General features: G+C 61.1%; 21 protein-coding genes and 1 tRNA gene. 14 read left to right on the top strand and 8 right to left on the bottom strand.

Going from position 1 to position 22,164, the window contains the following annotated elements:
- Positions 1-102: 102 nt before the first annotated feature.
- Positions 103-1,098, top strand: a complete 996-nt coding sequence (locus tag ACE3RX_RS11570) for a CoA ester lyase (RefSeq protein ID WP_374483549.1) — start codon at positions 103-105, stop codon at positions 1,096-1,098.
- Between the two features lie 67 nt (positions 1,099-1,165).
- Here the strand turns inward: ACE3RX_RS11570 and ACE3RX_RS11565 are convergent, their stop codons facing one another.
- A complete protein-coding gene (locus tag ACE3RX_RS11565; protein ID WP_374483547.1) occupies positions 1,166-2,428 on the bottom strand; it encodes a nitronate monooxygenase in 1,263 nt (420 codons plus the stop codon).
- Between the two features lie 256 nt (positions 2,429-2,684).
- Here ACE3RX_RS11565 and ACE3RX_RS11560 point away from each other — a divergent pair, with 256 nt between their 5' ends.
- Complete coding sequence (locus ACE3RX_RS11560) at positions 2,685-3,578, top strand: adenylate/guanylate cyclase domain-containing protein (RefSeq protein ID WP_374483545.1); 894 nt, start codon at positions 2,685-2,687, stop codon at positions 3,576-3,578.
- Here the strand turns inward: ACE3RX_RS11560 and ACE3RX_RS11555 are convergent.
- Complete coding sequence (locus ACE3RX_RS11555; RefSeq protein WP_374483543.1) at positions 3,575-4,534, bottom strand: alpha/beta hydrolase; 960 nt, start codon at positions 4,532-4,534, stop codon at positions 3,575-3,577. The two genes, ACE3RX_RS11560 and ACE3RX_RS11555, sit on opposite strands and share 4 nt — an antisense overlap.
- A 483-nt stretch (positions 4,535-5,017) precedes the next feature.
- Positions 5,018-5,102 (bottom strand) — tRNA-Leu (locus ACE3RX_RS11550).
- A 46-nt stretch (positions 5,103-5,148) separates the two neighbouring features.
- On the opposite strand from ACE3RX_RS11550, the gene queA reads away from it, so the two are divergent.
- The 7 genes from queA to ispH all read left to right on the top strand — a co-directional run bounded on the left by queA (position 5,149) and on the right by ispH (position 13,016).
- Positions 5,149-6,177, top strand: a complete 1,029-nt coding sequence (gene queA / locus ACE3RX_RS11545) for a tRNA preQ1(34) S-adenosylmethionine ribosyltransferase-isomerase QueA (RefSeq protein WP_374483541.1) — start codon at positions 5,149-5,151, stop codon at positions 6,175-6,177.
- Positions 6,174-7,286 (top strand): tRNA guanosine(34) transglycosylase Tgt, encoded by a 1,113-nt coding sequence (tgt, locus tag ACE3RX_RS11540; RefSeq protein WP_374483539.1) that lies wholly within the window; start codon positions 6,174-6,176, stop codon positions 7,284-7,286. Before queA ends, tgt begins: the two co-directional genes overlap by 4 nt.
- 75 nt (positions 7,287-7,361) lie before the next feature.
- Positions 7,362-8,294 carry a bifunctional riboflavin kinase/FAD synthetase gene (locus ACE3RX_RS11535; protein ID WP_374483537.1) on the top strand — a complete coding sequence of 311 codons (933 nt, stop codon included), beginning with the start codon at positions 7,362-7,364 and terminating at the stop codon, positions 8,292-8,294.
- Positions 8,295-8,309: 15 nt separating this feature from the next.
- Positions 8,310-11,114 (top strand): isoleucine--tRNA ligase, encoded by a 2,805-nt coding sequence (gene ileS / locus ACE3RX_RS11530; RefSeq protein WP_374483535.1) that lies wholly within the window; start codon positions 8,310-8,312, stop codon positions 11,112-11,114.
- Between the two features lie 27 nt (positions 11,115-11,141).
- Positions 11,142-11,636, top strand: coding sequence for a signal peptidase II (lspA, locus tag ACE3RX_RS11525; RefSeq protein ID WP_374483532.1), 495 nt, complete (start codon positions 11,142-11,144; stop codon positions 11,634-11,636).
- Positions 11,633-12,064, top strand: a complete 432-nt coding sequence (locus tag ACE3RX_RS11520; RefSeq protein ID WP_374483529.1) for a peptidylprolyl isomerase — start codon at positions 11,633-11,635, stop codon at positions 12,062-12,064. The genes lspA and ACE3RX_RS11520 overlap by 4 nt, the downstream gene beginning before the upstream one ends.
- Positions 12,065-12,083: 19 nt before the next feature.
- Positions 12,084-13,016, top strand: coding sequence for a 4-hydroxy-3-methylbut-2-enyl diphosphate reductase (gene ispH, locus ACE3RX_RS11515; RefSeq protein ID WP_374483527.1), 933 nt, complete (start codon positions 12,084-12,086; stop codon positions 13,014-13,016).
- 129 nt (positions 13,017-13,145) lie between these two features.
- Here the strand turns inward: ispH and ACE3RX_RS11510 are convergent, their stop codons facing one another.
- The gene (locus ACE3RX_RS11510) at positions 13,146-14,249 is read right to left on the bottom strand and encodes an aromatic ring-hydroxylating dioxygenase subunit alpha (protein WP_374483524.1); all 1,104 of its coding nucleotides are present in this window, start codon (positions 14,247-14,249) and stop codon (positions 13,146-13,148) included.
- 126 nt (positions 14,250-14,375) lie between these two features.
- Between ACE3RX_RS11510 and ACE3RX_RS11505 the strand changes: the two genes are divergently transcribed.
- The 4 genes from ACE3RX_RS11505 (at position 14,376) to folE2 (ending at position 18,332) form a co-directional block, all read left to right on the top strand.
- Complete coding sequence (locus ACE3RX_RS11505) at positions 14,376-14,606, top strand: exodeoxyribonuclease VII small subunit (protein ID WP_374483522.1); 231 nt, start codon at positions 14,376-14,378, stop codon at positions 14,604-14,606.
- Positions 14,603-15,499: a polyprenyl synthetase family protein gene (locus tag ACE3RX_RS11500; protein WP_374483520.1), complete on the top strand. Its 897-nt coding sequence runs from the start codon at positions 14,603-14,605 to the stop codon at positions 15,497-15,499. Before ACE3RX_RS11505 ends, ACE3RX_RS11500 begins: the two co-directional genes overlap by 4 nt.
- A gap of 50 nt (positions 15,500-15,549) precedes the next feature.
- Positions 15,550-17,439 carry a 1-deoxy-D-xylulose-5-phosphate synthase gene (gene dxs / locus ACE3RX_RS11495; protein WP_374483518.1) on the top strand — a complete coding sequence of 630 codons (1,890 nt, stop codon included), beginning with the start codon at positions 15,550-15,552 and terminating at the stop codon, positions 17,437-17,439.
- A gap of 83 nt (positions 17,440-17,522) precedes the next feature.
- On the top strand, positions 17,523-18,332 hold the full coding sequence (gene folE2 / locus ACE3RX_RS11490) for a GTP cyclohydrolase FolE2 (RefSeq protein ID WP_374483516.1): 810 nt from the start codon (positions 17,523-17,525) through the stop codon (positions 18,330-18,332).
- Between the two features lie 83 nt (positions 18,333-18,415).
- Here the strand turns inward: folE2 and rplS are convergent, their stop codons facing one another.
- The 4 genes from rplS to rpsP all read right to left on the bottom strand — a co-directional run bounded on the left by rplS (position 18,416) and on the right by rpsP (position 20,477).
- Positions 18,416-18,811: a 50S ribosomal protein L19 gene (rplS, locus tag ACE3RX_RS11485; protein WP_374483514.1), complete on the bottom strand. Its 396-nt coding sequence runs from the start codon at positions 18,809-18,811 to the stop codon at positions 18,416-18,418.
- An 88-nt stretch (positions 18,812-18,899) separates the two neighbouring features.
- Complete coding sequence (trmD, locus tag ACE3RX_RS11480; protein ID WP_374483511.1) at positions 18,900-19,697, bottom strand: tRNA (guanosine(37)-N1)-methyltransferase TrmD; 798 nt, start codon at positions 19,695-19,697, stop codon at positions 18,900-18,902.
- Positions 19,679-20,185, bottom strand: a complete 507-nt coding sequence (rimM, locus tag ACE3RX_RS11475) for a ribosome maturation factor RimM (RefSeq protein ID WP_374483663.1) — start codon at positions 20,183-20,185, stop codon at positions 19,679-19,681. The genes trmD and rimM overlap by 19 nt, the downstream gene beginning before the upstream one ends.
- A 40-nt stretch (positions 20,186-20,225) precedes the next feature.
- Complete coding sequence (rpsP, locus tag ACE3RX_RS11470; protein ID WP_374483508.1) at positions 20,226-20,477, bottom strand: 30S ribosomal protein S16; 252 nt, start codon at positions 20,475-20,477, stop codon at positions 20,226-20,228.
- Between the two features lie 209 nt (positions 20,478-20,686).
- On the opposite strand from rpsP, the gene ACE3RX_RS11465 reads away from it, so the two are divergent.
- A complete protein-coding gene (locus tag ACE3RX_RS11465; RefSeq protein WP_374483505.1) occupies positions 20,687-22,162 on the top strand; it encodes a hypothetical protein in 1,476 nt (491 codons plus the stop codon).
- Positions 22,163-22,164: the final 2 nt, after the last annotated feature.

Raw genomic sequence — 22,164 nt, 5'->3', positions numbered from 1 at the left:
AATCCAGCACCAAAAAACGCGGGGACGGAAACGTCCCCGCGTTTTTTCATGGCGCATTTTTTGTTACCCTTCGACCACCCCATTCCCAACAACATATCCGTCATGTCCGCCCTGCCCCACCCCGACCTCGTTCTTTTCCAGGGCGAAAAGCCCTTCCCGATCTTGCCTGCTGTCGATCATTACGCCGGCAGTGAAAAACTGATGCTCAAGGCTTTGGGCGTGCAGCAAGAACTCGGCCCGGTTTTCGACATCACCTGCGACTGCGAAGATGGCGCCCGGGCCGGAGCCGAGGCCGAACATGCCACGATGGCTGCGGACATCGTGATGTCTAACGAAAACCACTTCGGACGTGTCGGCGCTCGCATTCACGACATCACCCATGAGCACTGGGAAGCAGATGTAGACATTCTGGTTGGCAAGGCTGGCCAACGCCTGGCATTCCTCACCATCCCGAAGCCACGCAGTTCGGCCGACGTAGCCCGGCAGATCGAGGCCATCCGCAGCGCGGAATTGCGCCACGGCGTCGACCGGGCCATCCCGGTTCACGTCTTGATCGAGACCCATGGCGCCCTGCGCGAGGCTTGGGAGATCGCTGCTCTGGACCGCGTGGAATCTCTCGATTTCGGGCTAATGGACTTTGTCAGCGGCCATCACGGCGCCATTCCCGGCTCCGCGATGCGCAGCCCCGGTCAATTCGACCACCCGCTCATTGCGCGCGCCAAATGCGACATTGCTGCGGCCGCGCTCGCCAATGGGGTCGTTCCGTCCCACAACGTCACTACCGAACTGAAGGATATCGACTATATCCGCCGTGACGCCGAACGGGCTCGTCAGGAATTTGGCTACCTCCGGATGTGGAGCATCCACCCCAACCAGATCGCACCCATTCTCGAAGCCATGCGGCCAAACTTCTCCGAGGTCGAGGAAGCCGGCCAGATTCTCGCGGCAGCCCAGGACAAGCAGTGGGGACCGATCCAGCACGCCGGCAAACTGCACGATCGTGCATCCTATCGCTATTACTGGGAATTGCTGAAACGCGCCCGCGCCACCGGCATGAGCATTCCGGACGATGCAACGAAGCGTTTCTTCCTGCAATGAAAAATGGGGCGATTGACTCGCCCCATTTTTCTATTATGTCGGACAGCCGGTCCGGCCATTACCGTCTCTATTCACTGGTACTGCCCGCCTCCGGCAGAGCAATTGCATTATCAGTGCTGTACTGATAATCGTGAAATACGTGTTCGGCAGAAAGGATCTGGTAATTACCATCGGCAGACTTGCGCGACGTATCCTTGAGGCGGTAGGTGTAATGGCCGCAGGTCCAGACGTCAAAATTCCGCATATGGGTGCACAAGCAGGTCTTGTCGATTACCGAAATCTTCTTGACCCCGGGGTGCAGCGCCACCTGCTTGTTATAGGCGTCGATATAGGAGCAATTCCCGTTGCTGTCCAGCAAATAGCCGTACGCCTCGCAGTTCGGACGAATACCGGAGCCAATGGCGGGGCTTCCCGTCAGCATCCGCATCGGATAACCGGTAGGGGAAATCTGGTTGACGATGATCTCTTCTTCACTAGCCTTGAAGTAGTGCTGCTGGACATCCTCCGGCAAACCGCACTCCTTCGTCACCGTGAACCGGGTCGCCACCTGCACCGCACCTGCGCCATTCTCGAGGAACGCAGCCGCATCGCTGCCAGTGAAAATGCCGCCAGCGGGAATCAGCGGAATATCCAGCTTTTCGGCGATAAGCCAAGCACGGATTTCGGCCACAATGACCGCGAGGTCATACTTGGCCCAATCCATGCCAAAACCCAAGTGCCCACCGGCCAACGGTCCCTCCACCACCACGTAGTCCGGCAAACGGTTCGTACGGGCACTCTTGCGCAGGAACAACTGCAGCGCGCGCAAGGACGACACGATGATGCCCAGCTTGGCATCCCGGAAGCGGGGATGGTCCTCTATTAGGCCAAAGGAACCGAGGTGGAGCCCAGCGGCAAGAGTAATGCCATCCACCCCCGCATCCAGAGCGGCAGTCAGACGCACACGCAAGGTCTCCTTCGGCGCGTTCATCGTCAACTTTTCCATGCAGTTGACAAAGATCAGCCCCGGCCCACGCTTGGCTTCCATCGTCTTGCCGACGTGCAGCATCGTCGCCTCTGCCAGCTGCCCAAGATCAAACTGCACCACCGACTTGTCGGGGTTGGCCACGTTGTACTTGTACTGCTGCAGCTTGTCCTTCACATACTTGGTATTGAAGCGACGGTCAGCGACCGTCTTGACCATAGCATCCGAGATGTGACCGATCCCGCCCAGGCGTGCAGCCTCCAGCGCCAGATCCGCGGTGGAGATATCCACCCCCATCCCGCCGATCACGATAGGCACCAGCTCCTGCTTGCCAAAGCGCAGACGGAAATCATCAACTCGTTTCATGAAACCCCTTCCAGACAGACATGACGCGCCACGAGGAGACGGTTCCATTCGCGGCTAAACGTATCATTATCCCACTGCGCAGCCTCAATGCCTCTACTTAGATCAAGGAAAATGTACGGAAGTCCCCTCAAACCATAGCACCTGCGTTTTTCCCGGCCGGAAGACTCCCCGCAGTGCGGCAAATTTGTTACCTTGCCTATGCGGAAAATTTCACGGACTCCGCTAGAATCACGCCTCCTAAGCCTGCCAAGCCCAGATGCCGGACCCGACGCCGCCCGCTCAAGAATGCGCTGTAATGTTTGCCGACCTTGTTGGCAGCACACAGCTGTATCAGCGCGTCGGTGATACATCGGCATTCGAGATGGTCGATCGCTGCATCCGCTCCATGCGGATCTCGGTCGAAACCAAGGGGGGGCGCGTTGTTAAGCACACGGGAGACGGCCTGATGGCAGTCTTTCGGGATGCTGACAGCGCGGCCGACGCGACGCTTGCCATCCATCAGAGCGTCAAGGAACTTCCATCGCCGCCCGAGCAGCGACTGGCCGTCCGCATTGGCTTCCAGTTCGGCGCGGTCGTAGTCAGCGGAACAGACGTCTTTGGCGACACTGTCAACTTCGCGGCCCGCCTGGCCGAGCTGGCCTCTCCCGGCAAAGCCATCATCTCGGCCGAGACGGCACGCCGCCTGGGTCCGGAATGGCGCTCAGTCCTGCACCCACTCGCACCACGAGTCATCCGCGGCGTCAGCCGTCCGGTGGAACTATGCGAACTGATGTGCGAGGCAGTCGGAGAACTGACTATCGTGCAGAGCGACCACTTTCTGCTCGACGCGGAACCAGAACTCCACCTTTACGTGGGCAACAGCTCACTCGTCCTGAATTCGGCACACCCCAGCGTGCGGATTGGCCGGGATCCAGCAGCGGATATCGTGATCGGCGACAGTCAGTCTTCACGGCGCCATGCCGAAATTGAACTGCGCGGCGACAAGTTCGTTCTGATCGACCGCAGCAGCAATGGAACCTTCGTGCAGATCGAAGGGGAGCGGGAATTCCAGCTTTCCCGGGAAGAAGTCGTGCTGCGCGGCCGCGGCCATTTCTCCCTTGGCCGCAGCTGCGCCAGCAGCCCCCAGCTGATCAGCTTCGTCTGCGTTTAGGCAGGAGACTTCAGCGCTTCAGCCAGCGCCTTGCCCGCCAGCTCGACCGCCTCGCGTGCCTGCGGAAAGAACTTCCCGAGCGTGACAAAGCCGTGGACCATGCCCTCGAACTCATAGAGACGAACGACGTTCCCTGCCTCACGCAGGGCGTCAGCGTAGGCACGAACGTCATCGGTTAATGGATCGCAGCCAGCAACAATAAACGTGGCCGGAGGCAGGCCATCAAAACGCGGCGCAAGCAAGGGCGAAGCACGCCAGTCGCTCCAGTCGGAATCCGAAGGCAGATACTTTTCAAAGAACCAGGCCAAGCTCTCCGTATCCAGGAAATAGCCGTTTGAATACGCGCGACGTGACGGCCGCTGACTGAGAATGTCGGTGCACGGATAAATCAGCACTTGATGGGCCGCACTCGGGCCGCACTCATTGCGCAACTGCAGCGCCGTCACGGCACTCAGCGTGCCACCCGCGCTGTCACCCGCAAGAGCAAAGCGCGCCGGATCAACGCCTAGCAGCCCCGCATTGGCCAGGGACCAGACCACTGCCCGGTGAGCGTCCTCCACAGCCGCCGGAAACGGATGCTCGGGAGCGAGACGGTAATCCACCGAAAGCACCGCACATTCACTGTAATTGGCCAATTCGCGGCACAGAACGTCGTAACTCGGAATGTTGCCCACACACCAACCACCGCCATGGAAATAGAAAACCAGCGGCAGCACCGCGTCCGGCTCGGCATGCAAAGGGCGATACAGGCGCGCCATGATCACCCCGTCACGGGCATGAGCCTGAGGAATAGGCACGTCAGTCACCGAAGCAACGGCAGGCGCCTCCGGCCTCAGCGCGAATTGGAGCTTTTCAAATGAATGGCGAGCCTGATGCACATCCAGCTCATGGAAACGCGGCGCTCCAACACGGTAAACCATGTCGAGCAAGGCCTTGGCTTGAGGGTCGAGGGCCATGGAGGTCTGTCCGGGGAGATAAATACGGATTGAACAAGAAAGGCAAATCATTCAATAACTTGCCTTTTTAACGGCATTCTACCCGAGCTGCCGGTGGCGGTAGTGCCTCAGCCCCTGCATCCATTCACCGCAGCGAGTGACGGCAAGAGTGGCAACAACCTTGTGCGCATCCCCCATGACCGGGAACGCGGGCGCACCTGCCGGATCGACAATCGGCGGCATCAGAGAATAGCCCTTTACCGGACAGGCCGGCAGAGCGTAGAACGATGCACAAAGCCGCTCCAAGCCAACCGACCCGGAACCTGCCGAAGAGCAAACATGCGATCAAAGTGTGCGGCGTTATGCACAGCAGAATCTGTGCAACAGCGCGAAATCGGGCAAAGAAACTGCCGATTCATCGAGACGAGCATCGCCAACCAAAGCGTAATCTATTGATTATACGAAGAAAATAGACTAATTGGAGCAGGCTTGCTAGAGTATTGCTGGTGCCGGGAGGGGGACTCGAACCCCCACACCTTGCGGCGGCGGATTTTGAATCCGCTGCGTCTACCGATTCCGCCATCCCGGCACGGGAAGCCCTGCATTATCTACGAAACTGTTACCCGTATCAACCCATGGCGTTAACCCTCGACGATTTCGATTACCTGCTCCCCCCGGAGCTGATCGCCCAAGCCCCCCTCGAACGCCGCACCGATAGCCGCCTCCTCCAGGTTTCAACGGCATTGGCCGATCTGCGCTTCTCCAATCTGCCCAGTCTGCTGACGCCCGGCGACCTGCTTGTTTTCAATGACACCCGCGTGCTGCATGCCCGCCTGTTCGGCACCAAGGACACTGGCGGTCAGGTGGAAGTGATGATAGAGCGCCCACTCGGCGCCCATGAAGCCCTTGCCCAGATACGCGCAAGCAAGTCGCCCAAGCCCGGCACTCGCCTGCATCTGGAAGGTGCACTGGAGGTCGAAGTACTGGGCCGCGCCGGCGAGTTCTTCCATCTGCGCTTCCCGGCCACCGCAGACCTGGTCGAGCTTCTCGAACGCCACGGCCGCCTGCCACTGCCGCCGTACATCGAGCGCGCTGCCGGCAATACCGATGAGTCCCGCTACCAGACCGTCTATGCCCGCAATCCAGGCTCCGTCGCCGCGCCAACCGCTGGCCTGCACTTCGACGAGCCCCTCCTTACGCGCCTCGCCGAACACGGGGTGAACAGCGCCTACATCACCCTCAACGTAGGTGCCGGCACATTCCAGCCGGTGCGCGTCCAGGATCTGTCTGAACACAAGATGCACACCGAGGCCTACTTCGTACCCCAGGCCACGGTGGACGCCATTGCGGCCACCAAAGCGGCCGGCAAGCGCGTGGTATGCGTCGGCACCACCAGCATGCGCGCCCTCGAATCCGCCGCGCGCAGCGGCACCCTGCAGGCGGGCGAGGCCGAGAGCGATCTGTTCATCCTGCCCGGCTACGCATTCCAGGTGGCGGATGGCCTGATTACCAATTTCCACCTGCCCAAATCCACACTGCTGATGCTTGTGTCCGCCTTTGCGGGCATGGACGCCATCCGCCGCGCCTACGCACACGCCATCGCGCAGCGCTACCGCTTCTTCAGCTACGGCGACGCCATGTTCCTGACCCGGAATTCCCAATGAAATACGAACTCCTCGCCACCGATGGCGCCGCCCGCCGTGGCCGCCTAACCCTCAACCACGGCACCGTGGACACCCCGGCCTTCATGCCGGTCGGCACCTATGGCTCCGTCAAGGGCATCTCGCCGCAGGACCTGCGCGACATCGGCGCCCAGATCTGCCTCGGCAACACCTTCCACCTTTGGCTGCGCCCCGGCCTAGAGGTGATGGAAGCCTTCGGCGGCCTGCACCAGTTCATGGCCTGGGATGGCCCAATCCTCACCGACTCCGGCGGCTTCCAGGTGTTCTCCCTCGGCGCGCTGCGCAAGATCAGCGAGGAAGGCGTGCGCTTCAGCTCGCCGGTGAATGGCGACAAGCTATTCCTCACCCCTGAGGAATCGATGCGCATCCAGAAGGTGCTCAATTCTGACGTGGTGATGATCTTCGACGAATGCACGCCCTACCCCGCCACGGTGACCGAGGCTGCCGACTCTATGCGCATGTCCCTGCGCTGGGCGCAGCGCTCCAAGGACGAATTTAACCGGCTCGAGAACGACAACGCACTGTTCGGCATCGTCCAGGGCGGCATGTACGAAAACCTGCGTGACGAATCCCTCGCCGGCCTCGAGGAAATCGGCTTCCATGGTTACGCCATCGGCGGCCTCTCCGTAGGCGAACCCAAGGACGACATGCAGCGTATCCTGCACCACACCGCACCGCGCCTGCCCCAGCACAAGCCGCGCTACCTGATGGGCGTCGGCACGCCGGAAGACATCGTCTTCGCAGTGCAGGCCGGCATCGACATGTTCGACTGTGTGATGCCCACCCGCAACGCACGCAACGGCTGGCTGTTCACACGTCACGGCGACATCAAGATCCGCAACGCCCGCCACAAGTCGGACACGCGACCGCTGGACGAAACGTGCGACTGCTACACCTGCCGCAATTTCTCCCGCGGGTACCTGCACCACCTCAACCGCCTCAACGAGATCCTAGGCGCACGGCTGGCCACCATTCATAACCTGCACTACTACCAGCAGCTGATGCGTGACCTGCGCGACGCAATTGCCAGCGGCACGCTGACCGATTACGTCGCTCGCTTCCATCGCGAACGAGCCGGTCAGGGGGAGTAAGGCGCCTGTAAGGCCGGACTGCTTCGCCCGCCCGGCCCTTGCCGCTATAATCGCGCCTTTTACCAGCATCCTTCCATGCAGGTTTTTCGCGGAATTCCCGAACGCTCCGAACACGGCTGCGTGCTCACCATCGGCAACTTCGATGGTGTGCACCGCGGCCACCAGGCGCTGCTGGCGAAACTCACCGCAAAGGCACGCTCCACCGGCCTGCCCGCTTCGGTGCTCACCTTCGAGCCCCATCCGCGCGAGTATTTCGCCCACGAGAACCGGCCGCGCCGGCTCACCTCCCTGCGCGAAAAGATCGAGCTCCTCGCCGCTCAGGGCGTTGACCGCCTCTACATCGGCCGCTTCAACGCCCGCTTCGCGTCTCTCACCGCCGAGCAGTTCATCGAAGACATACTGATCCGCGGACTCGGCGTGCGCGATCTGATGATCGGCGACGACTTCCGCTTCGGCAAAGGACGCAAGGGCGATTTTGCGATGCTGCAGCAGGCGGGCCAGACCGCGGGTTTCACCGTCGAAGCCATGCACACCCTGGTCCATGAAGGCGAGCGCGTTTCCAGCTCGGCAATCCGCGAAGCCCTGGCCGAAGGTGACATGCCCCACGCCGCACGCCTGCTCGGCCGCCCGTACAGCATCAGCGGCCGCGTCATGCACGGCGACAAGATCGGCCGCACGATCGGTTTCCCGACCGCCAACATCCAGCTCAAGCACCGCAGCCCGCCGCTGATGGGCATCTACACCGTCAGCGTCGACGGCTTGGCCGACAAACCCTGGCCCGGCGTGGCAAGCATCGGCGTACGGCCCACCATCAACGACGCCGGCCGCGCGACCCTTGAAGTTCATCTGTTCGACTGGAGCGCCGACTGCTACGACGCCCATCTGCGGGTCAATTTCCTGCGCAAGCAACGGGATGAGGAGCGCTACGACAGCCTTGAAGCCCTCACCGCCCAGATCGCCCGCGACGCCGAAGAGGCACGCGCCTACTTCGCCCAGAATCCCCTCTGAATTCACGCACCGACCATGTCCGACAATCGCAAGACCCTGAACCTGCCCGACACGCCCTTCCCGATGCGGGGCGACCTCGCCAAGCGCGAGCCCGCCTGGATTGCCGACTGGCAACAGCGCAAGCTCTACCAGAAGATTCGCAAGGCATCCGCCGGTCGGCCCAAGTTCGTGCTTCACGACGGCCCCCCTTACGCCAACGGCAACCTGCACCTGGGCCATGCGCTGAACAAAATCCTCAAGGACATCATCGTCCGCTCCAAGACTCTGGCGGGTTTTGACGCACCCTACGTGCCCGGCTGGGACTGCCACGGTCTGCCGATCGAACACAAAATCGAAGTCACCCACGGCAAGAACCTGCCCGCCGACAAGGTCCGCGAACTGTGCCGCGCCTACGCCGCCGAACAGGTGGAAGTGCAGAAGAAGGAATTCATCCGTCTGGGTGTGCTGGGCGACTGGGACAATCCCTACCTGACCATGAACTTCGCCAACGAGGCTGGCGAGATCCGTGCCTTGGCCGAGATGGTCAAGAAGAACTATGTGTTCAAGGGCCTGAAGCCGGTGAATTGGTGTTTCGACTGCGGCTCTGCCCTGGCCGAAGCCGAAGTCGAGTACGCAGACAAGAAGTCCCCGACCGTCGACGTGGCCTTCCCGATCAGCGAAAGCGACGTTCCCAAGCTGGCAGCGGCCTTCGGCCTTGCCAGCCTGCCCAAGACCGCTTACGCGGTGATCTGGACCACAACCCCGTGGACCATTCCGGCCAACCAGGCCCTCAACATCCACCCCGAGCACGAATACGCCCTTGTCGACGCGGGCGACCGCCTGCTGGTCCTCGCCAAGGAGCTGACGGAGGAAAGCCTCAAGCGCCAGGGTCGCGAAGGCAACATCCTGGCGACCACCCAGGGCAAAGCCCTGGAAGGCCTGCAGTTCCGCCACCCCCTCTACGATCGCGTCGCCCCGGTCTATCTGGCCGACTACGTGGGCCTCGATGCCGGCACCGGCATCGTGCACTGCGCGCCGGCCCACGGCGTGGACGACTTCAATGCCTGGCGCACCTATGGTCGTGGCAACGACGAGATCATCTCCATCGTCAAGGGCGACGGCGTTTACGTGGATGACCTGCCCTTCTTCGGCGGCATGTCGATCTGGAAGGCCAACCAGGCCATCTGCGACAAACTCACGGAAGTCGGCAACCTGCTCTCCCACGGCAGCGTCATGCACAGCTACATGCACTGCTGGCGCCACAAGACCCCGGTGATCTACCGGGCCACCGCCCAGTGGTTCGTCGGCATGGACCGCCTGCCCACGGACGGCAAGTCCCTGCGCGAAAAGGCCTTGGCCGGTGTCGAGGCCACCGCCTTCTATCCGGCCTGGGGCAAGCCCCGCCTGCAGTCCATGATCGCCAACCGGCCCGACTGGTGCATCTCCCGCCAGCGCAACTGGGGCGTGCCCATTCCCTTCTTCCTGCACAAGGAAACCGGCGAGTTGCATCCCCGCACCGTCGAGCTGATGGAGCAGGTTGCTCAACGCGTCGAGAAGGAAGGTATCGAAGCTTGGTTCAAGCTGGACGCCGCGGAGCTGCTCGGCACCGAAGCCGCCCAGTACGACAAGATCAGCGACACCCTGGACGTCTGGTTCGATTCCGGCACGACCCACTGGCACGTTCTGCGCGGCTCCCACAACGACGGCCACGCGACCGGCCCTCGCGCCGACCTCTACCTCGAAGGCTCGGACCAGCACCGCGGCTGGTTCCATTCGTCCCTGCTCACCGGCGCCGCCATCGACGGCCACCCTCCCTACAAAGCCCTGCTCACCCACGGCTTCACAGTGGACCAGCAAGGTCGCAAGATGAGCAAGTCGCTGGGCAACACAATCCTGCCCCAGGAAGTCACCGACAAGATGGGCGCCGAGATCCTGCGCCTGTGGGTTGCCGCCACCGATTATTCCGGCGAACTGGCCATGTCAAAGGAGATCCTGGCCCGTGTCGTCGAATCCTACCGTCGCATCCGTAACACCCTGCGCTTCCTGATGGCCAACGTCGCCGACTTCGATGCCGGCACGGACATGCTGCCAGTGGAGCAATGGTTCGAGATCGACCGCTACGCCCTGGCCTTCACCCGTCAGCTGCAGGCCCAGGCCCAGACCGACTACGACCGCTACGAGTTCCACCGCGTGGTCCAGGCCCTCCAGACCTTCTGCTCCGAGGATCTCGGCGGCTTCTGGCTGGACATCCTGAAGGACCGCCTCTACACCACCAAGCCCGACTCCCTGGCCCGCCGCTCCGCCCAGAGCGCACTCTGGCACATCCTGCAGGCCATCGTGAAGCTGATGGCGCCGATCCTGTCCTTCACTGCTGAGGAAATCTGGCAATTGCTGAGCCAGGACGCGGAAGACAGCGTGATGCTGCACACCTTCCACCAGCTGCCAGCCCAGGACGCTGAAGAAGCGCTGCTGGAGCGCTGGAAGACGATCCGCGCCACTCGCGCTGATGTACTGAAGGTCATCGAGTCGGTCCGCACCGAAGGCAAGGTCGGCTCATCGCTGCAGGCCGAAGTGGAAATTCGTGCGGCCGGCGCCAAGTACGACACCCTGGCCAGCCTCGCCGACGATCTGCGCTTCGTACTGATTTGCTCAAAGACCGCTCTGGTCCAAGTCTCCAGTGAAGCCGACGAAGCCATCCTCGTCACGCCCTCCCAATACAAGAAGTGCGAGCGTTGCTGGCACTACCGCGCAGATGTTGGTCACGATGCAGCCCATCCGGAACTTTGCGGCCGCTGCACGTCCAATCTGCATGGCGCCGGCGAAGCCCGTTCGGCCGCCTGAGCCACGACACACAGCAGGAGCCCGCCCTTGAAACTACGCCTCGGCAACTGGATCGGCCTCGCGGCCATTGTCGTGCTCGCCGATCAGTGGACCAAGCACCTTGTCCGCGGCGCCCTGCGCAACGGCGAAGTCATCCGCGTTACAGATTTCTTTGACCTTGTGCTCGCCTTCAATCCGGGCGCTGCCTTCAGCTTCCTGGCCGACCAGGCAGGCTGGCAACGCTGGTTCTTCGTAGCCCTGGCGGCCGTCATCTGCGGCTGGCTGCTCCGCCTGCTGGCGCGCCACCAGCATGAACTGCTGCAACCGCTGGCCTTCTCGCTGATCATCGGCGGCGCCATCGGCAACGTCATCGACCGCTTCGTTTTCGGTGCGGTCGTCGACTTCCTGTATTTCCACATCGGCAGCTACGGCTGGCCGGCCTTCAACGTGGCGGACTCCGCCATTACGGTCGGCGTTGTTCTGATGATCGTCGCCCAGTTGCGCGAGCATCGCCACGCCCCCGCCCAAGAGAAACTTTCATGACACAGATCGTCCAGCCCGACAGCCTGCTGACCCTTCACTACCGGATTTCCCTGGAGAACGGGCAGCCCCTCATCAGCACCTTCGAATCCCAGCCCGCCACCATGCAGCTGGGCCATGGGGACATCGCTCCCGCACTCGAGCGTTGCCTGGCCGGAATCACAGTTGGCGAGCACCACACCTTCCTGCTCGAACCGGAAAACGCTTTTGGCGCCCACCGTGAAGATCTGATCGAGAAGGTCCGACTGGAGGACTTTCCTGCGGATGCCGAAGTGGCGCCAATGGTCATCATGGAGTTCACGGCACCTGACGGCACCCGCTACCCGGGCCTGATCCGCGAAGTCCTCGACACCCATGCCGTGATCGACTTCAACCACCCTCTGGCCGGCAAATCGATCCGCTTCGAAGTCGAAGTGATCGGCATCAACTGAACACAACCCGAGGTATCCGATGGAAGTCCTGCTTGCCACTCCCCGCGGCTTTTGCGCCGGCGTTGAACGTGCAATCGAGATCGTCGAACGCGCCCTCGCGCAGTTTGGCGCCCCGATCTACGTACGCCACGAAGTCGTGCACAACCGCTTCGTGGTGGATGGCCTGCGGGCCAAAGGTGCGGTCTTCATCGAGGAACTGTCTGACGTACCGGCCGGCAACACCGTGATCTTCAGCGCCCACGGCGTATCCCAAGCCGTTCGCACCGAAGCCGAAGCCCGCGGGCTACGGGTCTTCGACGCCACCTGCCCGCTCGTCACTAAAGTGCACCTTGAGGTCGCCCGCATGCGCGACCAAGGCCGAGAGCTAATCATGATCGGCCATAAGGGACACCCCGAGGTGGAAGGCACGATGGGTCAGGTTCGTGACGGAATCTACTTGGTGGAATCCGTCGATGACGTGGCAAATTTGCAGGTAAGCAAACCGGACATGCTCGCCTATGTCACCCAGACCACGCTGTCTGTCGATGACGCCGGGGCGATCGTCGCCGCGCTGCGCGAACGCTTTCCCGACATTATCGGACCGAAGAAGGACGACATTTGCTATGCCACGCAGAATCGGCAGGACGCCGTGAAGTTCATGGCACCGCAGTCCGACCTCGTACTGGTAGTCGGATCGCCCAACAGCTCCAACTCCAACCGTCTCCGCGAAGTAGCCGAGCTTCTGAACGTTCCGGCCTATCTCGTGGATAACGCAGAGGCCATCGATCCGAACTGGATTACCGGAAAGCAGCGCATTGGCGTAACCGCCGGGGCCTCAGCGCCGGAAGTTCTTGTGAACTCGGTGATCATGCGCCTCAAGGAACTGGGGGCTCAGTCCGTGCGCCAGCTCGACGGGGTTCCGGAAAAGGTAACCTTCCCCCTTCCGAAAGAGCTCCAGGGCACGCACAGTTAAGCATTGCTGCAGCCCCCAAAGAGCCGCGCCACACGCGTAAAAAGCACGAAGCCCCCGCAATGCGGGGGCTTCGTGCTTTGAGGTCATGCCTAGAGTCGCGTCGCCCGGCTCCCCATGGCAAGCAATTCTTTAAAGATGGGGCTGCATGATCCGCCGATAGAACTCGTGGAAATGCTGCATCCCGTCTTCATACGGCGACTGATAAGGCCCCACTTCATTCCGCCCAGCCTTCAGCAACGCGAGGCGACCACGGTCCATGCGCTCGCCGATATCGTCATCTTCGATTGCCGTTTCCATGTAGGCGGCCTGCTCGGCCTCGACAAAGTCACGCTCGAACTCGAGGATTTCTTCCGGATAGTAGAACTCGACCACGTTGGTGGTCTTGTTTACGTCCGTCGGTATCAGCGTGCTCACCACGAGCACATGGGGATACCACTCGACCATGATGTTGGGGAAATACGTCAACCAGATGGCGCCGTGCTTTGGCATTTCGCCGCCATGGTAGTTGAGCACGGCTTCGTGCCAACGCTTGTAAGCGGGCGAGCCCGGCTTCTTCAGCGAAGTAATGCCAACACGCTGCACGGAATACCATTCACCGAACTGCCAGGTCAGGTCGTCACAGGTAACAAACTGACCAAGCCCCGGATGGTAAGGCTCGACGTGGTAATCCTCGAGGTAGACCTCGATGAAGGTCTTCCAGTTGTAGTTGCACTCGTGAATTTCGACCTTATCCAGCTTGTAGCCCGCGAAATTGAGTTCGCTGGCCACCTGCATCCCAGCCAGATCCGACGACGCAGATCGCGGCCCCTTGAACAGAAGGCCATGCCAGCTGTCCAGTTTCTGGCGCTGCAGATTAAGGCAAGGATTCTCGGCAAAGTGCGGCGCGCCGATCAGCAAACCGTCCGGGTTATAGGTCCAGCGATGAATCGGACAGACGATATTGCGGTCGGCAACCCCGGAGCCCTGCAGCATGATTGCCTGCCGGTGGCGGCAGACATTGGACATCTGGTAGAAGCCGTCATCCCGATTGATCAGCAGGTTTGAATGGTCGAGCCATTCCAGGGATCGGTATTGATTGACTTCCGGCACCATCAGCTCGTGGCCGACGTAGCCGGGCCCTGCATCGAAGAGGAGACGCTTCTCCAATTCGAAGACCTTTTCGTCGAAATACCACGAGACCGGCAATTGGGAAACTGCCGGCGAAAGCTGTGCCTGAGAAGCGATGTCAGACATCCCGAACCCCCTGATTCAAAGCGAAAGCCCGAAACGTAAAGCTCGCTATTATATAGTATTACCCGTTTGACCTGTAGCCTTGGCATAGGCTATTTTTACGGTTTACTCCAGTCTAACCGGCCACCCATGGTCAAATCTGCCTCCGCCAAAACGCCTTCCAGTTTCGAGTCTGCCATTTCCGAACTCGAATCCATCGTCCAGGAAATGGAGAACGGGGCGCTGTCTCTCGAGCAGTCCCTCGCCGCCTACGAACGCGGCACAGTCCTTCTCCGCCACAGCCAGGACATACTGAACAAGGCGGAGCAAAGCATTCGCGTCGTCGAAGGCGCCGCCAACCCGGACACCCTCCAGCCATGAGCCACCGCAGTTTCAGCCAATGGATGGGTGACATCCAGCAACGCACCGAAACCGCCCTTGATCACGCCCTGCCGGCTACAGACATTGCCCCAGAGCGCCTTCATCAGGCCATGCGCTATGCGGTGCTGGGCGGCGGCAAGCGCGTCCGACCACTGCTGGTACACGCCGCAGGACAATTGGTGCAGGCCGACAACGCTCGCCTTGACCGGGTTGCCTGCGCGCTTGAACTGATCCACGCATACTCCCTTGTGCATGACGACATGCCCTGCATGGATGACGATGCCCTGCGGCGCGGCAAGCCGACGGTGCACGTGGAGTATGACGAAGCCACCGCCCTGCTGGTCGGAGATGCGTTGCAGACCCTCGCTTTTCAGCATGTCGCCGACGCCAGCCTCTGCGACGACCCAGTGCGCCACATCGCCATGATCCGCCAGCTTGCGATTGCATCAGGCTCCCGTGGCATGGCTGGAGGGCAAGCCATTGACCTGGCATCCGTCGGCCTTGAACTGAGCCTGTCGGAACTTGAGTTCATGCACATCCACAAGACCGGCGCCCTGATCCGGGCATCGATCGCACTTGGCGCACAGTGCGGCCAGCCACTGGACGACGAAGCCATGGCCAGCCTCGATCATGTCGGCAAGGTCGTTGGTCTTCTCTTCCAGGTTGTGGACGACATTCTCGATGCGGAAGCGGACACCGCAACCCTCGGAAAGACAGCCGGCAAGGACGCCGCCAACGACAAGCCCACCTACGTCAGCCTGCTCGGCGTGAGCCGAGCACGGGAATTGGCCGAAGAGATGTGCCAGGATGCTCTCGCCAGCCTCGCCCCCTTTGGCGACAAGGCCCAGCGCCTGTCCGAACTGACGCGCTTCATCGTTCGGCGCCAGTTCTAAAGCCGGCGGATCGACACAAAGAATACCCATTAACGACCCGGTATCCCGGAATGCCCTTTGCAACGCAGCCCGCCAAATCTCGCGCCAGCCTGCTGGACAGCATCACATCCCCCGCGGACCTGCGCCTGCTCGACCCCGGCGAACTCCCCAAGCTGGCCGACGAGCTGCGCAACTTCCTGATCGACTCGGTTTCCCGCACCGGCGGCCACCTGTCGTCCAACCTCGGGACCGTAGAGCTGACCATTGCGCTGCACTACGTCTTCAACACCCCCGATGACCGCATCGTCTGGGACGTCGGCCATCAGACCTACGCCCACAAGATACTGACCGGACGCCGCGAGGCCATGGCCGGCCTGCGCCAGTACCATGGCATATCAGGCTTTCCGCGGCGCTGTGAAAGCCCCTACGACACCTTCGGCACGGCACACTCGTCCACATCGATCTCGGCCGCCCTTGGCATGGCTGAAGCAGCGCGCCTGCGTGGCGAGGATCGGCGCGCAATTGCCGTTATCGGCGACGGTGCGATGTCGGCGGGCATGGCGTTCGAGGCCCTGAACAACGCCGGCGATATCAGCGACACAAACCTGCTGGTCATCCTCAACGACAACGAGATGTCAATCTCGCCCCCCGTCGGCGCGCTCAACAAGCACCTCTCCCGCCTGCTTTCTGGCCGGCTTTACAACGGCGCCAGGACCATCGGCAAGCGCTTCCTCGAAAACCTCCCGCCACCGGTATTCGAACTGGCCAAGCGCACCGAGGAACACGTGAAAGGCATGATGATGCCCGGCACGATGTTCGAGGAGTTCGGCTTCAACTACATCGGCCCGATCGACGGCCACGATCTCGAAGCCCTGCTGCCAACCCTGCAGAATCTGCGCACGCTCAAGGGCCCGCAGTTCCTCCACGTAATTACCCGCAAGGGGCAAGGTTACAAGCTGGCCGAAGCCGACCCGATCCTCTATCACGGCGTATCCAAGTTCGACCACGCAGCCGGCATCACGACCGGCAAGGGCGGCGGCAAGCTTACCTACACCCAGGTCTTCGGCGACTGGCTGTGCGACATGGCGGCGATCGACAAGCGCCTGGTGGCAATCACGCCCGCCATGCGCGAGGGATCAGGCATGGTGCGCTTCGCCCATGAATACCCCGACCGATACTACGATGTTGGCATCGCAGAGCAGCACGCACTGACTTTTGGCGCCGGCCTGGCCTGCGAAGGCTTCAAGCCGGTGGTAGCGATCTACTCCACCTTCCTGCAGCGAGCCTACGATCAACTGATTCACGACATCGCCCTGCAGAACCTGCCGGTGATGATGGCCATCGACCGCGCCGGCCTGGTCGGGGCGGACGGCGCCACCCACCACGGCGCCTTCGACCTTTCCTACCTGGCCTGCGTGCCCAACCTGACGATTTTCTGCCCGGCTGACGAAAACGAATGCCGCCAGATGCTTTACACCGCCTATCAGCATGACGGCCCGACCGCCGTGCGCTACCCGCGCGGCAGCGGCCTGGGCACCCAGCCTGAACAACTCATGCACCCCCTGCCGATCGGCAAGGGCGAAATCCGACGCCGCGGCGCACGTTACGCCCTCCTCGCCTTCGGCAGCCTGCTCGGCACGGCCCTTCAGGTCGCCGACACGCTGGATGCCACCGTTGCCAACATGCGCTTCGTGAAGCCCATCGACAAGGATCTCATCCTTGAGCTGGCAGACAACCACGAGATCCTGGTTACCCTCGAGGAAAACGCCATCATCGGCGGCGCCGGGTCAGAGGTGGTCCGGACCCTCAAGGAAGCTGGTAGAACTGTTCAGGTACTCCAGCTCGGCCTGCCCGACCGCTTTGTCGACCACGGCGACCAGCAACAGCTGATGGCAGAGGTCGGCCTGGACGCAGCAGGCATCCTGAAGCGCATTGAAGACACCTACCAGAGGAATAGTTGAGCGCTTTTGTCGGGAATGATAGGATCGAATCCATTGAGGGGCGCCAGATCCCTATTTCCCAACGAGAATCATCGAGAACAGCCATGACCACCTGCGAAGCCCCAACCCCAATCCCCGACGTACAAAACTCTGCCGACTCCCGACAGCTAGCCATCAACAAGGTGGGCATCAAGGCGATCCGCCACCCCATCAAGGTTCAGGACAAGAAGAGCGGCGGCGTGCAGCACACCATTGCGGTGTTCAATATGTACGTTGGACTGCCTCACAATTTCAAGGGGACACACATGTCCCGTTTCGTTGAGATTCTCAATAGCCACGAGCGCGAGATCTCTGTCGAATCCTTCGAACCAATGCTGCGGGAAATGGTCCGGAAACTCGAGGCCGAAACAGGTCACGTGGAAATGACCTTTCCGTATTTCATCAACAAGGCGGCACCTGTTTCCGGCGTCCAAAGCCTGATGGATTACGAGGTCACGTTCATCGGTGAAATTCGTGAGGGTGGCGGCTACGAATTCACGATGAAGGTTGTCGTTCCGGTAACCAGCCTATGCCCCTGCTCGAAGAAGATCTCGGAGTACGGCGCCCACAACCAGCGCTCCCACGTCACCGTAACAGCCACCACCAACAATCACCTATGGATCGAGGAGTTGGTCCAGTTGGTCGAGGAGCAGGCCTCCTGCGAACTCTATGGGCTGCTCAAGCGCCCGGACGAAAAATTCGTTACCGAGCGCGCGTATGACAACCCCAAGTTTGTCGAAGACATGGTTCGCGATGTTGCCGGAGCCCTCAATCGCGAAAGCCGTATCGACGCCTACGTTGTCGAGTCCGAGAACTTTGAATCAATTCACAATCATTCCGCTTACGCGCTCATCGAGCGCAACAAGCTCGCCTAAAGACACGCAGCAGCGCCCGACCACACCGGGCTATAGGCAAAAAAAACGGAACCCGAGGGTTCCGTTTTTTGTACCGCGGAAAATCAGGCCTTGGCAGCAGCCTTGGCAGCGAAGGACTTATAGTCCAGCTTTTCCTTGATACGGGCAGACTTGCCGGAGCGGCTACGCAGGTAGTACAGCTTGGCACGGCGTACATCACCGCGACGCTTCACTTCGATGCTGGCAACCAGCGGGGAGTAGGTCTGGAAAGTACGCTCCACACCTTCGCCGGAAGAGATCTTGCGAACGATGAAGGCGGAGTTCAGGCCGCGATTGCGCTTGGCAATCACTACACCTTCATAGGCCTGCAGACGCTCACGGGTACCTTCCTTAACCTTGACCTGAACGATAACAGTATCGCCAGGAGCGAATTCCGGGATCGTCTTGCCCTGGGTCAGGCGGGTGATTTCTTCCTGCTCAAGCAGCTGAATGAGGTTCATGCGTAACTCCTGAGAAAATATGGGCCAGTGGCCTTTCGTGCAGAGCAGGTCGCCACCTGGTGCACGGCTTTGTTATGGAAACCGGAAATCAGCTCCCCGGCTTCCCTTCTGTCTGCCGGAATTTCTCCAGCAAACGAATCTCTTCCTTGCTCAGAGGACGTTCCGCCAACAGGTCCGGCCGCCGCAACTCGGTGCGCCCGAGTGACTGCTGCAGACGCCATCGGCGGATTTCCGCATGGTTGCCGGACATGAGCACGTCCGGCACCAGCATTCCTTCATAATCGACCGGCCGCGTGTAATGCGGACAGTCGAGCAGGCCATCGACAAACGAATCCTCGACGGCCGAATCCTCATCGTTAAGCGCCCCTGGCAACTGCCGAATCATTGCATCGAGCAGGACCATAGCCGGCAACTCACCTCCGGAGAGGACAAAGTCACCCAACGAAATTTCCTCATCCACGCAACGCTCGATCAAACGCTGATCGATGCCTTCATAGCGACCACACAGCAACACCAGTGCCGGCTCGGACACCAGCTCGAGAACCCGCGGATGGTCCAGGGTACGCCCTTGGGGCGACAGATAGATCACTCGCCCTGCAACACCCACACTTCCTGCCTGACGCTCGCGCGCTGCCCGGATGGATTTTTCCAGCGGCCCCGGCATCATCACCATGCCCGGACCACCACCATAAGGACGGTCGTCCACAGTGCGATACCGATCTTCGGCAAAATCGCGGGGGTTCCAGCAATTTAGCTCATACAGGCCGCGCTCACGCGCTCGCCCAGTGATGCCAAACTCCGACAAGGCGGAGAACATTTCGGGAAACAGGCTAACAACATCATAGGCCTTGCGGCCGCCGACTGCCGTCACCAGTCTGCCTCCCATTCAACTACGATTCGCCGAGCGACTGCATCCACCTCCGTCACATAGCGTGCAACAAAGGGAATCAAACGCTCGATCTCGCCATCCTGCACCTCGAGCACATCATGTGCGCCCGTGGACAGCAGCCCCTTCACCACACCGAGACACACACCTGAAGCATTGACTACCTCCAGACCGATCAGATCGGCCCAGTAATATTCATCTTCGGCAGGTTTCGGCAGCGCATCGCGCGGCACGGCGATGTAGAGGCCATCAATGGCTTCAGCCGCATTGCGATCAGGCACCTCTTCGAAAGCCGCGACTAGAGCATCCGCCTTGCCGTGAGCCTTGCAGCCCTTCAGCGTGTACGGCTTCCAGTCGCTGCCTTCGGAATCGGCACCGAGCCACCACTGAGGCATTTTTTTCCACGACAAAGGATCATCCCCGAAAGGATGAACCTTTACCCAGCCTCCAACGCCATATGGGGCGACGACACGCCCCAGAACGATCATCTGCACGGCAGGCGGAAGACCGGGAGACTGCTCAGCCAACTCAGGCAGCAGCCTTGGCAGCCTGCTTGACCAGACGTGCGACGGTCTCGGACAGCTGAGCGCCGGTACCTTGCCAGTGAGCCAGGCGCTCGGCGTTCACGACGAGACTGGTGGCGTTGCCGGAAGCAACCGGGTTGTAGTAGCCGATACGCTCAATGAAACGGCCATCGCGACGATTGCGGGAATCGGCGGCAACGATGTTGTAAAAGGGGCGCTTCTTGGAGCCGCTGCGGGCGAGACGAATGACAACCATGACTGTTCTTGATCCGATGGAATGGAAAAACGAAGGATATTAAATCACAGCCGGAAAATCCGCAAGGAAGCAGATAGTCGGACAGCTTCAATGTCGGCCATACCACGCGACCGACCCGGCCTCACCACGCACTGTTATCCAGTCATATCAACACCTGTTTGCAGGGAAGTTATTTACAATATGCGCTTGGCTAAAATACATAGCAGGCAATGAGCGCCGCCGACTCTCCCCTTTCCGACCGCACAGCCCCTGTCCTCGACTGGCTCGCCACCGAGCTCACCGCCGACGCCGAGCTAGAACTGGCCGCCTTCGTGCGTCACGTGGAGGATCTGACGCGCCCCGAGGTTGGCCAGGGACAGCTCCAGCGCTGCCTGGATCCGCTGCAGGCGCGGGGCATCCAGATCAGCCGGATGTTCCGCCAAAAGCTTGCGGCAACAGCGCTGCCGCTCAATGTCAGCCTGCACCGCTCGGCCACCCGCATGGTTTCTGCCTTCGGCAAGCTCGCAACGGCCTACGAGGACAACGTAAAGGACGCCCACCTCCGGGCCGGCAAGGCTGGGCGCCAGCCCCCCCAGACCATCAGCGCCAAGGGCCTGGCGGTTCTTTGTGAGCAATTCGTCATTGCCCATCTGGCCGGCAACAGCGCCCCCTATGGTTTCTGGCTGCGGGCACACACGCTATTCCTGACAGGCCAGGCCAACAGCCACGGCGATACCCGGGACGCCGACGCCGCCTACAAATTCCTGCTGGCGCTCTATTCCGCCCAACCTGAAGGTCTGACCGGCCCCGAAACCTGCTGGCTGGCAGACCTTCTGGACTCCATAGCCGGCGACACGACCATCAGCTACACCCCGCCTGGCGACAACGACCTTGGCTGGTTCTGGATCGACCCGGACCAGGACACGCCTCCGATTTCCGACAAGCGTCGCCCCCCTCCGCCGGTAGAGGGATTGCTCTACTTCTCTGCCGAAGAGCTGGCACGCAAAGCCACGAGATGGATCGAGGCCCTCGACGCCGAAACACCCTCTCAAGACGGACTCCCGAAAGGGCTGGGAATCGCTGAAGCTGCCACGCTACTACGCCGGGTTCGGGAATACTGGGCTACGCCGCCACACCGCGAGCACTCCCGGCGTCGCAATCAGTATGCAGTGCGCGTCTGCAGCGGCCTCGAGACGATCTGGAAGATGCTGCGGGAAAGTGGCTCCGCAAGGCAGGAAGCACACACATCGGAATGGATGGTTGTCAACGAAAGCCCAACCGGTTACGCAATCATGCAGGTCACCGGAACGGCATCCGAACTGGTCGCAGGCATGGCCCTGGCGCTGCGGCGCAATGAGGACGATCCATGGACCCTGTGCGTCGTACGCTGGATCCGCACTGAAACACCCGAACAGGTCGAACTCGGCCTGCAGGTCATCGCCAATACTGCCAAGCCGGTCACGGTCGGCTTCCGCAGCGGAGGACAGACCCGACCGATGCGCCCAGCGCTGGTACTCCCCCCAATTGCCGCCCTCGGGCGCCAGCAAGCCATTCTGGCTCCAGCCGGTACCTATTCGGCGCGGCGCTTCATGCTGGTGTCAGACACCAACCGGCTTTATGTGGCGCAAGGCCGCCTGCTCAGCCTCGACATGCAGACATCTGCCATCGAACTGTTCCAGTACGAGATCGACCCCTACCCGCTTTAACA

Origin of the sequence: Zoogloea sp., assembly GCF_041914405.1 — a bacterium.
Lineage (GTDB): Bacteria > Pseudomonadota > Gammaproteobacteria > Burkholderiales > Rhodocyclaceae > Zoogloea.
The sequence above is the reverse complement of the archived record's forward strand: the minus strand, read 5'-3'. Positions and strand labels throughout refer to the sequence as shown.